The following is a 14,463-nucleotide window of genomic DNA, read 5'->3' as shown; positions in this document are numbered from 1 at the left end:
CATGGGCTTCAAATGCGGCATCGTCGGCCTGCCGAACGTAGGCAAGTCGACCCTCTTCAACGCGCTCACGCAGACCGCCGCCGCGCAGGCGGCGAACTACCCGTTCTGCACCATCGAGCCCAATGTCGGCGAAGTGGCGGTGCCCGATCCGCGCCTTGACGCGCTCTCAGGGATCGCCGGCTCGGCGCAGATCATCCCCACCCGCCTCACCTTCGTGGATATTGCCGGGCTGGTGCGCGGCGCCTCCAAGGGCGAGGGCCTGGGCAACCAGTTCCTCGCCAACATCCGCGAGTGCGATGCCATCGCACATGTGGTGCGCTGCTTCGAGGATGGCGACGTGACCCATGTGGAAGGCAAGATTTCGCCCGTGGACGACATCGAGACCATCGAGACCGAGCTGATGCTCGCCGATCTCGAAAGCCTCGAGAAGCGCGCCGCGGCTCTGGAGAAGAAGACCAAGAACAGCACCGACAAGGAAGCCAAGGAAATCCTAGACCTGATGCAGCGCGCCCTGGTGCTGCTGCGCGAGGGCCAGCCCGCCCGGCTGGTGGAGCGCAAGAGCGACGAGGAGCAGGCGTTCGGTATGCTCGGCCTGATGACCGCCAAGCCGGTGCTCTATGTCTGCAACGTCGAGGAAGCCTCCGCCAAGGACGGCAATTCCCTCTCCGCAGCGGTGTTCGCGCGCGCGGCGCTGGAGGGTGCGAAGGCGGTGGTGGTCTCAGCCAAGATCGAGAGCGAGATCGCGGTTCTGCCGGCCGACGAGCAGAAGGACTATCTGGAAGCCATCGACCTCGACGAACCCGGCCTCAACCGCGTGATTCGCGCCGGCTACGACCTCCTGCACCTTGTGACCTATTTCACAGTCGGCCCGAAGGAAGCCCGTGCCTGGACCATCACGCGCGGCACCAAGGCCCCGGCAGCTGCGGGGGTGATCCATTCTGACTTCGAGAAGGGCTTCATTCGCTCGGAAACCATCGCCTATGACGATTACGTCAAGCACAAGGGCGAGGCGGGCGCGCGCGACGCGGGCCGGCTGCGGCTGGAAGGCAAGGAATATGTGGTGCAGGACGGGGATGTGCTGCACTTCCGCTTCGCCAACTGAGTGCAGCGCAAAAACGGCGTTCGACCCTGGACAGAACAGCAGGGTATAAGGGGAGAGGCGAGCAGGAGGCGGGCGTGCCGGATATCTTCTTCGAGGATTTCATCGAACGCGAGGTGAAGACCTACGGCTCCTACACGGTGAGCGAGGAGGAAATCCTCGCCTTCGCCCGTGAGTTCGACCCGCAGCCCATGCATCTCGATGCCGAGGCCGGCAAGGCTTCCATGCTGGGCGGGCTTGCGGCCTCCGGCTGGCATGCCTGTTCGATCATGATGCGCCTGATGTGCGACGGCTTCCTGCTGCGCGCCGCCGGGCTCGGCTCGCCGGGCGTGCGGGAGGTGAAGTGGCGCCAGCCGATCCATCCCGGCGACGTGCTCTCGCTGCGCCGGACAGTGCTTGAAAGCCGGACCTCCAAGAGCAAGCCCGACATGGGGCTCGTCACCCTGAAGCTGGAACTGCTGAAGGCGAAGAACGAGGTCGCCGCCGAGCAGGTCTGCGTGATCCTGTTCGCCCGCCGCAATCCGGGGGCGCGCCTCGCATGAGCTTCTTCGAAGACATCGAACTGGGCGAACGCCACACGCTGGGCAGCCATCGCTTCCTGCGCGAGGAGATTCTCGCGTTTGCCGCGAAATTCGATCCCCAGCCGTTCCATCTGGACGAAGAGGCCGCCAAGCGGACCCATTTCGGCGGGCTGGTCGCCTCCGGCTGGCATACCGCCTCCATGTGGATGAAATATTTCGTCGCCGACCGCCAGCGGGACGCCCAGGAGCGGGCCGCGCGCGGGGAACGCGTGGCGCAGATGGGCCCCTCCCCCGGGTTCGACGATCTGCGCTGGCTGAAGCCGGTCTATCCCGGCGACACCATCACCTATGCCACCGAGGTCCGCGAGAAGGTGGTCTCGAAGACCAAGCCGGGCTGGGGCGTGATCCTCGCCTACAACAGCGGCACCAATCAGCACGGCGATCTCGTCATCGACTTTGAAAGCGCGGTGTTCATTCAGCGACGGACCTAACCCCACTTAGGCACGCGCCGCTTGTTCCTCGCCCTTCGGGCGGGGCTTGGATTGCGCCGCTTTCCGCTCGGGATCCTCCGGCGCCTTCAGTTCCTCCTTCACTTGGCCGTACGCGAGCAGCGCGAACAGCGCCGAGCCACCGATGACGTTGCCCACCAACAGCGGCAGCAGCAGCCCACCCAACGCGGCACCAAAGCCGATCTCCCCGATCATCAGCAGCAGGAAAATCTCCACCGAGCCGGAGATGACGTGGGAGAGTTCGAGCGCCGAGATCAATGAGGTGAGAATGAGGATCACCGCGAAGCGGGAGCTTTCCGCACTCGGCATCAGCCACACCACCGTCGCCACCAGCCAGCCGCCCAGCACGCCGCGCCAGAGCGCATCGGAGGGTGAGAGGTGGCCGAGGTCGCGGGCGATGGCGAGAATTCCCTCCTGGTGATCGTTCGGCAGGAATAGGCCGGAGGCGAGCATGGCGCCGAACAGCGCCGTTCCCACGAGATTGGCGGCCAGCACCACGCCCCAGATGCGCAGAAGCGAAAACAGGCTGGCACGAGAGGGCTCGGCCAACACCGGCAGGACCGCCGTCAGCGTGATTTCGGTGAAAAGCTGGTAACGCCCCAGGATGACGATGAGGAAGCCCACGGAATAGCCCAGGCTCTCCACGAGGCCGCGCCACGCGACGTCTGGCAGGTGGGCATGCAAGGCGCCCTCCGCCACCACCGAGAAGCCGATGGAGAGCCCTGCCGCGAGGCCAGACCACCAGAGGCTCGCCAGGGGCCGCTTGAGCTCCTCAACCCCTTCGCGTCGGATCACCTCATAGACCGCCAGCGGGCGCAGGCTGATGCGCTCCTCCACGGCCTCATCTTCTCGCGCGGTGAGGTCTTTTCCCTCCTCTCCTACGTCTTCGAGCTTTGCCTTTTGCATCTTGGCCATGGCCGCCTCCTCCATTGCCAAGCTGAACGCCAAAGCCCGCGAATGGGTTGCATTCTACGGCTCGGTCTGCGGTGCGGGCGAACCTCTTGCCCGCAGGCGCATCATCCCCCATCTTTAGGGAGATCGATCCGCCGGCCTTGAACCGGCGTGGTCAGGAGTTTTGACCCATGAACGCCGTTACCAAGACCGCGCCCCGCGCCCGCCCGCCGGTTATGCGCATCACCGATGCAGCCGCCGCGCGCCTGCACCAGATCATGTCCCGAACCACGCCTCCGTCTGCCGCTGTGCGCGTTGGCGTCAAGAACGGCGGATGCGCCGGCATGTCCTACACCATGGACTATGCCGCCGAGATCGGCCCACGCGACGATGTGGTGGAAGACAAGGGCGTGCGGGTCATCATCGACCCTAAAGCGGTGCTTTTCCTGCTCGGCACGGAGATGGACTTCAAGACCGAGAAACTCTCGGCCCAGTTCGTGTTCAACAATCCCAACCAGACCTCGGCCTGCGGCTGCGGTGAATCGGTCGCTATAACGCCCGCCTCTCCGGACGCGGACCAGGCCGCTAACGGCTAAAGGATTGTTGACGCAGGTGGGTTTGCGCGGCACATCCTGTCCCGATTGAGGGGCACCACATGACACCGCGCATTATTGCCAGCATTCTTGAATCCCGCGCATTTGCGGTTTTAGCCCGTATTGTTCTCACCTTCGTGTTTTGGGGCGCAGGGCTCGACAAGCTGATCAACTTCCGCGCGACGGTAGCGGAGATGACGCATTTCGGCCTGCATCCGCCGGAAGTGTTCGCCGTGGCGGCAGTAGTTACGCTGCTGGTCTCATCGCTGCTGATCATCTTCAACAAATTCGCTTGGCTCGGCTTCGGTGCGCTTGGGATTTTCCTGGTGCTGACCATCCCCATCGCTCACCCCTTCTGGGCGGTGCCCGGCGAGGAGGGACTGCACCATTTCCGCACGGCGGTGGAGCATGTGAGCCTGATCGGCGGCCTGATGGTCGGCGCTATCCTGTGCCATCGCCAGCGCGCCTGACGCTTCTGGCAGGGTGCAAGTTTGGTCTGCCGGGCCGGCTAGAGGTTCCGCCGGTAGCTCCTCATGCCCATGCCGCCGGCAATCCAGATGCCCAGGGATGCGGTCAGGAACGGCCCGATCAGGGCGAGGCCCGACCATTCCCGGTCCACCATGACCACCACCAGCAGCCCGCCGATCGCCCCGCCGCCAAGGGCAAAGATGATCCTCGCACGCTGGTCATGCCGCAGCTTTCCGTGGATGTAGGCGTAGAACATCATCAGGAAAATCACCACCAGCGGCACAAACTGAAGCATCGATCGATCCGAGCGTGATGGCGACCCGGCGTCGCCCTCCGCCCCTGTAGCAGGTCGGCGCGCCCGCGTGGAGATGAAGGAAGCGGTCTCCCCTCCCATACGCGTCCCTACTCCACCTTGACGATAGGCCCTAGGTGCTTGAAGGAGGGACGGTCGCCGGACGGATCGGGGAATACCGATGCTGGTGGCGACAGTGCGGACGTGGCGAAACCGGTAGACGCACGAGACTTAAAATCTTGCGCCGCAAGGCGTGCGGGTTCGAGTCCCGCCGTCCGCACCAAATATTGAGGATGATCCAGCAGCGTCTTGGATCCGTCAGAGCGCCAACACGCCTCGCAACCAGCTGATTTTGGCCGTCGCCACTTCCAACGCACGCGTTTCATCATCGAATGAAAGCGCGGAATACCCGCCGATTGGAAACCAGCCCCGGTTGTCCTCCGCATCGCGCCTGAACTCTTCAAAGCCAACCGTGCCGTCGGGGCGAAGGAAGATGTCCACGCAAAGGGAGGCACCCTCATTGTTGATGGACCGAAGCACCCGCTTTGAATTTGGCATCCTGGGTTCCGCTGAGCGAACGCGGTTTTGGCCCGTTGCGGCCGGGCGCTGGCAGCCCCCTCACCTTCTCATCGTCCTCCGGCGCAGTGTGCGCCGAAACCTCTCGCATCTCCACAAGCGACTTTCGATCCATCGCACTGCGTCCAGCGCGGAACGGACCGCGCCAGATTAGATCGACCTTCCCCCTACGGACCTTCACTTAATTGGTAAAAGCCGAATTCAGGCGCTATTTTTGCAGATTCTTCGACGGGGGATAGTCGCGGGAATAGACTGGGTTCTTGAGGAAGTCCTCAGGCTTGTAGGTCCAGAATTGGCCGACATTCTCGTAGGTCTTGATGACGGCATTGACGAGCCGGCCCTCCTGCTTCGCCACCTTACGGATATAGATGTTGCCGACGACGTTGCCGTATTTGTCGAACGCCACCGGCCCACGGCAGGTATCTTCAACCTTGTTGGTGCGCAGGGCATCCATGAGCGCCTGCTTGTCATCCGTCTTGCCGCCCACGGTCTTGAGCGCGGCTTCCAGGATTGCGGCGGCGGTATAGGTGGCCGCGCCGTAATAGCCGGGGTCGACCTTGTAATCGCGGCGCATGCCTTCGACGAACCGCTTGTTGGACGGGTTGTCGAGGGTCGAGGAATAATAGTTCACCGACAGCAGGCCGATGGCATCCTCGCCCATCTGCTGGAGCAGGCTTTCGTCGAACGCGGTCATGCCGCCGAGCAGCGGGATCTTGCCCTTCAGCCCGTACTCGTTGAACTGGCGGAAGAACCGGAAGCCGTTGGAGCCCGCGAAGCCGCAGTAGAGCGTATCCGCCTTGTCGTTGAGCTGCGCGATGTAGGTGCCGTAGTCGGGCACGGCGAGCGGCGGCCACAACTTCTGCACCACCTTGCCGCCCTCGCCTTCGAACACCTGCTGAAAGCCGGCGATCAGCTCATGGCCGTAGGCAAGATCATCGGCGATGGTGCCGGCGGTCTTGTACTTGAGATCCTTTGCCGCGTAGTCGCCCATGACGTGGCTGCACTGCGAGGAGGTGGAGGTGCAGCGCACGAACCACGGGTTGGCGCGACGCTGGGTGATATCGTCGGCGGCGGCCACCGAGATGGTGGGGGTCTTGGTCTCGCGGATATAGTCGTCGAGTGCCAGCGCCTCCTGGGTGGAGAGCGGGCCGATGATGGCCGAGATGCCGAAGCGTTCCACAAGCTCCTGCATCTTGGTGCGTGCCACGGCGGGGGCGCCGCCCGTGTCCACCGTGATGATCTCCACCGGCACGCCGGCAAGGATGTTGTTGCGCTCCTTCATGTAGAGCGTGAGCGCCTGCTCCATCTGGATGCCGCCGGACGCCGTTGGGCCGGTCTTCACCGTCATGAAGCCGACTCGGAACGGCTTGGCCTGTGCGCGAACCACGGCCGGCGCACCGACTGCGGCGAGGCCGACGCCAGCACCGAGCCCCTTCAATACGCTTCTGCGATCAAGGTTCATTGTGATGTCTCCTTGGTTGTTTCCCCATGCGCCCCCTTTGCAAGCGTTTCGCTCGGCGGGGTCGCCGCTCTTGGCCGAGGCGGTGGCGCCGGCTGCCCCGTGTGTGCGGGGAAACCGACGGTCCGTCTCTGGTCATCACGCGCGGCGCGGACACGGCGCGTGTCGTGTTTGTATGGTCGATCAGGTGGACGGGATGATCGGAAGCAGCAGATAGTTTTCCCGGTCCCCGCCGAAATGAAGCGTCGTCGTGCCGCCGTAGATCGACACCGGGCGGTCGCGCGGGTCATCGTGCAGGAACGGGCCGCAGCCGGTGAACACGTTCTTCATGTTCGAGAGCTTCCCGCCGGAGCCGCCGGGGTAGACATAGTCCTTGCCCCGCACGCTGAGGCCGATGCGATAGCCCTTCGGCACGACAATGCAGGTGGGGACGATTTCCACGTCGAGCGCATAGACCTCGCCCGGCGTGAGCGGCTGCTTCTCATCATGGGAATGGTACGGCCGGTAAGGCAGCGTCAGTTCGGGATCGAGCTTGCGATGCGAAGCCCGTAGCCAGCCCTGGCCGACCGGGGTGTGCGGGTCGAGCGCACCCTGGAACACGATTTCCTTGAAGTCCGGCGCGAACACCCGCAGCACCAGGAACAGGTCGGCATCTTCAGTCGAAGATGAGACGTTCAGCTTCGCCGCCACCGGCCCGGTGATCTCGGTTGCCTGATCGAGAGGATCGGTGACGAAAGTCAGGCCCTCGCCGAGGGCAGCAAAGGCAGCGGTGCCCTCGTCGCCTGCTTCCGGCTCCAGCTTGCTCGCCGGCGTGAGGTGAAACTTGGTCCATTGGGTGCTGGGCAGCGGCCAGGCGTCCTCATTGCGTAGCACGAACTTCTCACCAGGATGGCGGATGTTGAGCTGCACCTTCGGCTGCTTGTCCCAGCCGTTCTGTTCGCCCTTGAGGAAATAGTCGAAGAACCGCCGTTGCAGGTCGATACCATAGTCCGTGTAGTAGTGGGTCCAGTGCTCGATGCCATGGACCTCCAGCCACTTGTCCTTTGATCCCGAACGCACGAAGCCCTCGAAATTGCCGCGCGGATGCAGCGGTTGCCCGCCCCAATTGGCGGCCGACAGCAGGGGTACATTGATCTTGGAGAGGTCCGGCGACAGCGACTTCCAATATTCATCATCCATGGGATGGGCGATGTAGGTGCCGCCGAGATCGAAGCGGTTGGCGCCCATCTCTTCTGAACTTAGGGTATCCGGGCCTGAAACCCACTCGCCATTCATGCGGCTGCGATGGCCGTTCACGCCCAGGCCGTTCTGAACGGTCCTGATCTGCATGTCGTACCAGTTCTGCGCGAAGGTGGAGTAGATGCCGCCGTTGTGGCTCAGCTCGCGATAGAAGTCGGCGAACCCTTCCCACACGCAGATCGCGGCCAGATGCTTGGGCTGGAGCGCCGCCACCTGCCATTGGTTGACTGCGTAATAGGAGATACCGCTGAGGCCGACCTTGCCGTTCGACCATCGCTGCTGGCCGGACCATTCCACGCAATTGGCGAAATCCTGGGTCTCACGCGGCGACCAGTGCTCCACGAAACCAGGCGAGCGGCCCGCGCCGCGCGAATCCACCCGCACGCACACATAGCCATGGGGCACCCACTTCTCGGGGTCGCAGACCTCCCAGCTGGCATAGCGGTTGCTGGTGCCGGCCATGACATCCGGATGCTTCTCCTCCATCCGCTTCCAGGCCGTCTCATAGCCATCGATGAAGTGCAGCCATTTCGCATAGGGGCCATAGCTGAGCAGGACCGGGTATTGGCCGTCCTCGATCGGGCGGAAGATGTCGGCACGGACCACGAGGCCATCGTCCAGCTCGATCGGCATATCCCAATCGATCCGCATGCCGTCCCGGATTTCGCTCACTTCACGATAGCTCATCGGTGTTCCTCTTGGTGATGATGCAGACGGGGGCGCAGCCGGCCGCGCCTGTCGAGGGCCCTGCGTTGGGCGGGAGGAAAGGGAGTTGGGGAAACGCGCGCGCCGTGAGACCGCGAAGGTGCATTCGGCGGGCCTGGTGCTCCAGCCGCCTATCCTCTCAGCCGCCGGCGCGGCGCGCAGACAGGGCGAGCAAGGACACGGCGAGGATAGGTTGAATGGCGGCACAAATTGCCGCTTGGACGCTCAGAAATTCTGAGCATCCACACCGTGTCTGCCGACATGGTCGTCTCCCTGCGCTTCGGACTTGCCATCCTTTTTGCTAATTGGATCGCGTCCGAATTTTCATTTATGTTCGAAATTAATGGGCAAATTTGAATTTTAAGCAACGAGAAAATTCCCGTGAGCTCCGGCGGGCCTCTATGAGCCGGCGGGAGACCTACGGTAGTGAATGCCTGTAATGAGCGTGCTGCGGGATCACCTGCGCGCTGGAACAGCCGGATCTTGATGACGAAACGAGCAACCAAGCCCGCGGACGAGCCGCCGCCCCTCGCGGAGCGCGCCCTGGAGCCTGTTCGCGCGGTGCCGAACACCCTCGGGGAGGAAGCCTATTGGCTGCTGCGCCGGGATATTCTCTCAGGTCGGCTGGCGCCGGGCACCAAGCTCCAGTTTCGCTCCCTCGCCCATCATTACGGCGTCGGCATCGCGCCGCTGCGCGAGGCGTTGTCAAAGCTTGCCTCGGTGCGTCTGGTCTCGTTCGAAGGGCAGCGCGGGTTCGCGGTCGCGCCGGTCTCGCGCGAGGAATTGCATGATGTGTGCACGCTCTGGACCGAGCTTTCGGTCGCGGCCATGCGCATCGCCATCAGGAAGGGAGACGCGGACTGGGAGGCCGACATCCTGGCCAGCGTCCACCGCCTCAGCCGCACGCCCTTGCCGGCGTCGCCGGACGATTACGAGGCCATCGAGCGGTGGGAATATCTTCACGCCGCGTTTCACATGAGCCTGATCAGCGCATGCGGGTCGCCGTGGCGGACGCATTTCTGCGGGCTCATGTCGGATCAGTTCGAACGCTACCGCCGCGTCATCCTGCTGCGCATGGCAACCTCTGAGCCGACCGCGCGGCGCGTCGATGAGGAACATCGCAATATCGCCGAGGCGGCGGTGGCGCGGGACGAGGAGCGGGCCGCCCAACTCCTGGCCGCTCACTTCGAGGGGTCGCTCTCGGTCCTGGACGAACAGTATGAGCGCCACCTGGACGCCGGCCAGCGTGGCAAGACCGGTGCGGAGAAGAAGCGCAGATCGGCGAGCGTCTCTTAAGAGAGACACCCGCTATCGCGGCGCCAACGCAATCATCCTCTCACGAACGGAAGTCGGGTTTAAAAATCCTACAACGCGTCCGCGTCGGTTTCCCCGGTGCGGATCCGTAAGGCGTGGTCAATGGAGAAGATCAGAATCTTCCCATCCCCTATTTGGCCGGTACGGGCGGCGCGGGTGATGGCTTCCACCACGCTCGTGACCCGGTCTGTGGGAACAGCCAGTTCAATTTTCAGCTTCGGCAGGAAGTTCACGGCATATTCCGCGCCGCGATATATCTCGGTGTGCCCCTTCTGACGGCCATAACCCTTGGCCTCTGTGACCGTCATTCCATGGACACCCATGCCAGTCAGGGCGTCCCGGACCTCTTCCAGCTTGAACGGCTTGATGATGGCCATAACGAGTTTCATGGGTTCGCTCCCTGCGTATTTTATTGCCAGCCCTGAGGGCACGTCACGCGTCGATCACATCGTTGAGAAACTGGCAGCGCTTTGACTTATCATAGCGCTGCCGCTTGCCTGCATGCTCATCCTACCTGGGATCGACCGCCCGACCTTCATGAGCCGCAGATTCCACGATTCCCTGCATGATGGCGACGTTGTGGATCGCCTCCTCCGGCAGCACCCGGTACGTGGCTTCACCTGCGCAGGTGTCCGCAAACTCCTCAAGCTCCGCGCGCAACGTGTTGATTGGGTCAAAGGCGAGAGCTTCCTCCGGGCCACCCGGCGCCTTGGTCCAGCCCCCAGGCGCATTGGATGGTCGAAGCCACCCGATGTTTGCCTCCGGCGCAATCTGGGCAATGCCCTTGGTGCCATAGACCGTGAGAAACGATTGGAAGGGCGAAACGAAGATTGTGCCGAGATAGCCTGTCGGACCGCTCTCGAACTGAAATAGCGCAGAGGTTGTGTCGTCCATGTCCACTGAAACCGCGCGGCGGATCGCCTGAGCATTGATCCGCGTCACCCGGCCCAATAGCCAGGTCATGAGGTCGACCATGTGTATGCCGAGCCCGGCAATTGCCCCGCCAGGGCTCTCGGTCCGGCTCGCACGCCAACGGTCTTCGGTATAGGTGATGGCGCCAGGCGCGGAGATATTTGCCTCCGCATGCAGGATCGTGCCGAGAGCGCCACTGTCGACCTGCTGCTTCAGCCAGGCTCCGCCGGACGAGAAGCGCCTGTTGTGACCGATGGCGAGGACGATACCCGCCGCGCGGCAGGCCTCCGTCGCGTTGACGCCATCGGCCGGCCATAGGGTGTAAGGCTTCTCCACGAATACGTGTTTGCCGGCGGCCGCAGCCAACCGCACATGATCGCCGTGCATGGAATGAGGTGTCGTCAGAAGGACCCCGTCAATCTCCGGGTCGGCGAGAACAGCTTCATAGGTCTCTATCGGCTTCGCATTGAACCGTGACGCGAACGTCTCGCGCTTGTCCTTGGAGCGGGAGCAGCAAGCCACAATCTTGATCTTCTCCGAGCCCTCAACGGATTTCGCCAACTCGTCCGACCACCATCCAAGGCCAACGGATGCGACTCTCAAGGGTGAGCTAGACGGCATGGCAGTTTCCTCGTGCTGCTTTGGGTTGGCGCTTATAGCGCGAGCCGTTGATACACGCGGCAGGTGGCAGAGGACAGAGCGTCGCGAACACATGAGTCGGCTTCTGCGCCTGGGCGCACCGAGTGTTGGGCTGCGGGGGTACTCAATCGTCATTTGACGCGTTTAATTTCTCGGGCGGTGTGCCTGCGTCACGCGCCGTCTTCAGACGCCCGCCCGGCTGCCCGCGCAGTTAAAGTTTGTCGATATGGGTGGAAAGCGACATACCTAGCCCCGGCGCTGCCGACGTCTGGAAATTGATTTAAGGGGAACAATATGCTCGCAACGTTGGCGCCTCGGTGGACGTGGGCTTGGCCCCTGCTCGCTTGGCTGATTTTGCTGGCGTCGATCCTGCTTGGTGGTAGCGGCCCCATCGCGGCGGTGGCAACCATCGCACTGTTTGGAACCGTATTCGCGGCCGTCTATCACGCGGAGGTTGTCGCCCATCGCGTGGGCGAGCCGTTCGGCACATTGGTGTTGGCGCTTGCTGTCACCGTGATTGAAACAGCACTGATCGTCTCGGTCATGGTTGCGGCTCCCGCCGAAAAAGCCGGACTTGCCCGTGACACGGTGTTCGCCGCAGTCATGATTGTTTGCAACGGGATCGTCGGAGCGTGCCTGCTGTGGGGCGCCGCGCGTCACCGCGAGCAAGGATTTCAGCTCCAGGGCGCTAGCGCCGCCCTTGCCGTACTTGCCGCGCTCACCTGCCTGACGATGATCATTCCAAACTACACAGCCAGCCACCTTGACGCCCAATATAGTGCACCGCAGTTGATCTTTGCCGCCCTGGTGTCGCTGGTGCTCTATTGCTCGTTCGTGTTCGTCCAGACGGTACGGCACCGCGATTATTTCCTTCCAGTTAAGGATGAAGGGGCCGACGCGCACCTGCCGCCTCCCTCGGGCAAAGCGACGGCGTTGAGCGCCGGACTTCTTGTTGTCGCGCTGGTCGCAGTCGTCGGGCTAGCCAAGGTTCTCACCCCTGCCGTGGAATTCGGAATAGCCTATGCCGGAGTGCCGAAAGCGGTGGTGGGCATCGTCATCGCCGCGCTGGTTCTGCTGCCCGAGAGCGTGGCGGCGCTCAAAGCTGCGCGAAGCAACCGGTTACAGACCAGCCTGAACCTGTCTCTCGGATCAGCCCTGGCCACCATCGGCCTAACCATCCCGGCGGTGGCCGCCGTTTCGCTGGTCATTGGGCAACCGCTAGAACTCGGCCTCAACGCCAAGGATACGGTGCTCTTGGCCCTCACTCTGTTCCTTGGCGTGATAACCCTTGGCACCGGACGGACCACCGTTCTTCAGGGAATTGTCCATCTGGTTATTTTCGCGGCCTTCTTGTTTTTTGCGGTGGTCCCATAGGCATTTGATTAGCCCGCACCCATGAACCAACGCCGCTATTGGCCATGGGATCATCATTGCGGACTATTTCCAGATGAAATTGTTCGCCAGAAACCCTGCCGCTAAGGCAATTGCGGCCGCGACGAGTATCTTGCGTCCCAGGCCCAGCCCAACCCGCCGTGCGCGCCAGTGGATCAGGCCGTCCGCAGCCGCCTCGATAGCGTTCGCAAGCTCTGGATAGATTGCGGCATGCCCCGTGATGACCATCAGGCTTTCAGGGGCGAAGGCGGTTCGATCCTCAACCGTGTCTGAACACCAAAGGAAGATGGGTTTTTCGCGCGCCTGCGCATAGCCGATCTCCCATGCCAGGACGGGAGCCATCGGGATCTGAGGAAAGAGGGATATGTGCGCGACCACGGCGTCCGCCGCCTCGATGCGTAGAATGCTGCGCGCGCGGAAAGCAAGCGGTTCAGGAGGCGTGTCCGCCCCGCTCTCGTCGGGCGGGAAGAGGCCGCGCAGATCACAGGCCGCACACAATGCCTCCAGATGTTCCTCGCTGGGAAAGGAGGCCGTGCGACCGATGAAATAAACCGTGGGCTGCATCCCCCTGCTTTAAGGACTTCGCCGTGGGGAGGCTAGCCCGACCGGCGATGGGCTGGCCGTGGACACCGACTGCGTCATGGCGATGGATTCAAACAGGTTTCCATGGAGCGGCTTGGCGGGATAAATGCTGCGGTCAGACTTTCACGGCCTTCGATGCGAACGAGGAACAACGCGGAAATGTGCACATCTCTGAGCTATCGGGACGCCACAGGAAAAGTCTACTTCGGGCGCACGCTCGAGCTGACGATGGACCTTCCCTATCAGATTGCCTATTTCCCGGCCGGCTTCGCCACCACCTCGCAGGTTGAGGGGCAGGCGCCGCTTTCGTTCGCGGCGCACCACGGCGTGCTCGCCGTAACCATGCCCTGCCGCGTGCCCACCGCTGACAAGCCGATCGGCATCGCGGACCTCAAAATCCTTGAAGGTCTCAACGACAGCGGCGTGACGTTCAGCCTGCTGTCCTACCCTGCCGCCGGCGATGGCCACCGCGCCGCGCAGGTGACGCAGGCGGTGCTGGGCGCCTCCGACCTAGGTGCCTGGGTTCTCGGGCAGTTCGGGAATGTCGCCGAGGTCAAGGCCGCGCTCGCCGCGCAGCCCGTGATGGTGCAGCCGCTGGCGATCCTCGGCGGCGTGGAATCGCCGTTCCACTATGTGGTTCACGATGCGAGCGGCGCCGCGCTGGTGATCGAGTTCGATAAGGGCGAGATGTCGGTTTACGACAACCCGGTGGGCGTTATGACCAACGGCCCTGCCTTTCCGTGGCATCTCACCAATCTCAACAATTACACCTTCCTCACGAATGTGGACGCGCCGACCGCGCGTTTCGGCAGCTACAAGGCGCTTCAGCCGGATTCGGGCATCGCCACCGCCGGCCTACCGGCGTCGAATACTTCGGTTGGCAGGTTCGTTCGGGCCGCGTTCTATTCCCAGTACACCGAGACCGCCAAAACGCCGGACGACGCCGTGCTGACGCTGGCGCACATCTTGAATAATTTCGACCGCGCGCGCGGCGTCACCATCGACTATCCGCAGCAGGACGGCGGCCATCTCGAAGTTGCCGGCCTGGAGGAAAAATCGGGCGCGGACTATGCGACCGAGTTCACATCTTGGACCAGTCTCGCGGATCTCGAGCGCACGCTGTTTTTCATCCGCGACTACAAGAGCCTGAACTACACGCGGTTTGACGTGGCCGCGCTCAAAGATCTGAAGCAGCCGCGCGTTCTGCCGCTCAAGGCGCTGAATGGCGGGGCATCCGACGCCACCGGTCTGCTCAGTGGCGGTGTCGGCTAG

At 63.0% G+C, this 14,463-nt stretch carries 16 protein-coding genes and 1 tRNA gene; 9 read left to right on the top strand and 8 right to left on the bottom strand.

The features are described 5' to 3' along the window. Position 1 precedes the first annotated feature (1 nt). The 3 genes from ychF to ADADO0_RS13145 all read left to right on the top strand — a co-directional run bounded on the left by ychF (position 2) and on the right by ADADO0_RS13145 (position 2,111). Positions 2-1,102 (top strand): redox-regulated ATPase YchF, encoded by a 1,101-nt coding sequence (ychF, locus tag ADADO0_RS13155; RefSeq protein ID WP_511305605.1) that lies wholly within the window; start codon positions 2-4, stop codon positions 1,100-1,102. A gap of 74 nt (positions 1,103-1,176) precedes the next feature. Continuing rightward, positions 1,177-1,641: a MaoC family dehydratase gene (locus ADADO0_RS13150; protein WP_511305604.1), complete on the top strand. Its 465-nt coding sequence runs from the start codon at positions 1,177-1,179 to the stop codon at positions 1,639-1,641. Further along, positions 1,638-2,111 carry a MaoC family dehydratase gene (locus ADADO0_RS13145; protein ID WP_511305603.1) on the top strand — a complete coding sequence of 158 codons (474 nt, stop codon included), beginning with the start codon at positions 1,638-1,640 and terminating at the stop codon, positions 2,109-2,111. The genes ADADO0_RS13150 and ADADO0_RS13145 overlap by 4 nt, the downstream gene beginning before the upstream one ends. A 6-nt stretch (positions 2,112-2,117) precedes the next feature. Here ADADO0_RS13145 and ADADO0_RS13140 read toward each other — a convergent pair whose 3' ends face one another. Beyond that, the gene (locus ADADO0_RS13140; RefSeq protein WP_511305602.1) at positions 2,118-3,044 is read right to left on the bottom strand and encodes a formate/nitrite transporter family protein; all 927 of its coding nucleotides are present in this window, start codon (positions 3,042-3,044) and stop codon (positions 2,118-2,120) included. 167 nt (positions 3,045-3,211) lie between these two features. Between ADADO0_RS13140 and ADADO0_RS13135 the strand changes: the two genes are divergently transcribed. Both ADADO0_RS13135 and ADADO0_RS13130 read left to right on the top strand, forming a co-directional pair. Next, on the top strand, positions 3,212-3,616 hold the full coding sequence (locus ADADO0_RS13135; RefSeq protein WP_511305601.1) for a HesB/IscA family protein: 405 nt from the start codon (positions 3,212-3,214) through the stop codon (positions 3,614-3,616). A gap of 59 nt (positions 3,617-3,675) precedes the next feature. Beyond that, complete coding sequence (locus ADADO0_RS13130; protein ID WP_511305600.1) at positions 3,676-4,083, top strand: DoxX family protein; 408 nt, start codon at positions 3,676-3,678, stop codon at positions 4,081-4,083. Positions 4,084-4,121: 38 nt separating this feature from the next. On the opposite strand, the gene ADADO0_RS13125 is transcribed toward ADADO0_RS13130, so the two are convergent. Then, the gene (locus ADADO0_RS13125) at positions 4,122-4,376 is read right to left on the bottom strand and encodes a hypothetical protein (RefSeq protein WP_511305599.1); all 255 of its coding nucleotides are present in this window, start codon (positions 4,374-4,376) and stop codon (positions 4,122-4,124) included. Between the two features lie 195 nt (positions 4,377-4,571). On the opposite strand from ADADO0_RS13125, the gene ADADO0_RS13120 reads away from it, so the two are divergent. After that, a tRNA-Leu gene (locus ADADO0_RS13120) sits at positions 4,572-4,656 on the top strand. 35 nt (positions 4,657-4,691) lie between these two features. On the opposite strand, the gene ADADO0_RS13115 is transcribed toward ADADO0_RS13120, so the two are convergent. The 3 genes from ADADO0_RS13115 to ADADO0_RS13105 form a co-directional block, all read right to left on the bottom strand. After that, a complete protein-coding gene (locus tag ADADO0_RS13115) occupies positions 4,692-4,874 on the bottom strand; it encodes a hypothetical protein (RefSeq protein WP_511305598.1) in 183 nt (60 codons plus the stop codon). A 283-nt stretch (positions 4,875-5,157) separates the two neighbouring features. Then, a complete protein-coding gene (locus ADADO0_RS13110; protein ID WP_511305597.1) occupies positions 5,158-6,411 on the bottom strand; it encodes an ABC transporter substrate-binding protein in 1,254 nt (417 codons plus the stop codon). A gap of 180 nt (positions 6,412-6,591) precedes the next feature. Further along, positions 6,592-8,334 carry a CocE/NonD family hydrolase gene (locus ADADO0_RS13105; RefSeq protein ID WP_511305595.1) on the bottom strand — a complete coding sequence of 581 codons (1,743 nt, stop codon included), beginning with the start codon at positions 8,332-8,334 and terminating at the stop codon, positions 6,592-6,594. A 504-nt stretch (positions 8,335-8,838) separates the two neighbouring features. On the opposite strand from ADADO0_RS13105, the gene ADADO0_RS13100 reads away from it, so the two are divergent. After that, on the top strand, positions 8,839-9,648 hold the full coding sequence (locus ADADO0_RS13100; protein ID WP_511305594.1) for a GntR family transcriptional regulator: 810 nt from the start codon (positions 8,839-8,841) through the stop codon (positions 9,646-9,648). A gap of 68 nt (positions 9,649-9,716) precedes the next feature. Here the strand turns inward: ADADO0_RS13100 and ADADO0_RS13095 are convergent, their stop codons facing one another. Together ADADO0_RS13095 and ADADO0_RS13090 are read right to left on the bottom strand one after the other, a co-directional pair. Beyond that, positions 9,717-10,055, bottom strand: coding sequence for a P-II family nitrogen regulator (locus tag ADADO0_RS13095; protein WP_511305593.1), 339 nt, complete (start codon positions 10,053-10,055; stop codon positions 9,717-9,719). A 121-nt stretch (positions 10,056-10,176) separates the two neighbouring features. Continuing rightward, positions 10,177-11,199 (bottom strand): Gfo/Idh/MocA family protein, encoded by a 1,023-nt coding sequence (locus ADADO0_RS13090; RefSeq protein ID WP_511305592.1) that lies wholly within the window; start codon positions 11,197-11,199, stop codon positions 10,177-10,179. Positions 11,200-11,511: 312 nt separating this feature from the next. On the opposite strand from ADADO0_RS13090, the gene ADADO0_RS13085 reads away from it, so the two are divergent. Next, positions 11,512-12,591, top strand: coding sequence for a calcium:cation antiporter (locus tag ADADO0_RS13085; protein ID WP_511305591.1), 1,080 nt, complete (start codon positions 11,512-11,514; stop codon positions 12,589-12,591). Between the two features lie 63 nt (positions 12,592-12,654). On the opposite strand, the gene ADADO0_RS13080 is transcribed toward ADADO0_RS13085, so the two are convergent. Continuing rightward, the gene (locus ADADO0_RS13080) at positions 12,655-13,173 is read right to left on the bottom strand and encodes a nucleoside 2-deoxyribosyltransferase (protein ID WP_511305590.1); all 519 of its coding nucleotides are present in this window, start codon (positions 13,171-13,173) and stop codon (positions 12,655-12,657) included. A gap of 177 nt (positions 13,174-13,350) precedes the next feature. Between ADADO0_RS13080 and ADADO0_RS13075 the strand changes: the two genes are divergently transcribed. Further along, positions 13,351-14,463 carry a linear amide C-N hydrolase gene (locus ADADO0_RS13075; RefSeq protein ID WP_511305589.1) on the top strand — a complete coding sequence of 371 codons (1,113 nt, stop codon included), beginning with the start codon at positions 13,351-13,353 and terminating at the stop codon, positions 14,461-14,463.

Origin of the sequence: Aquabacter sp. (genome assembly GCF_965279295.1) — a bacterium.
Lineage (GTDB): Bacteria > Pseudomonadota > Alphaproteobacteria > Rhizobiales > Xanthobacteraceae > Aquabacter.
Note: the sequence above shows the minus strand (reverse complement) of the source record. Positions and strands in the feature narration are given on the sequence as shown.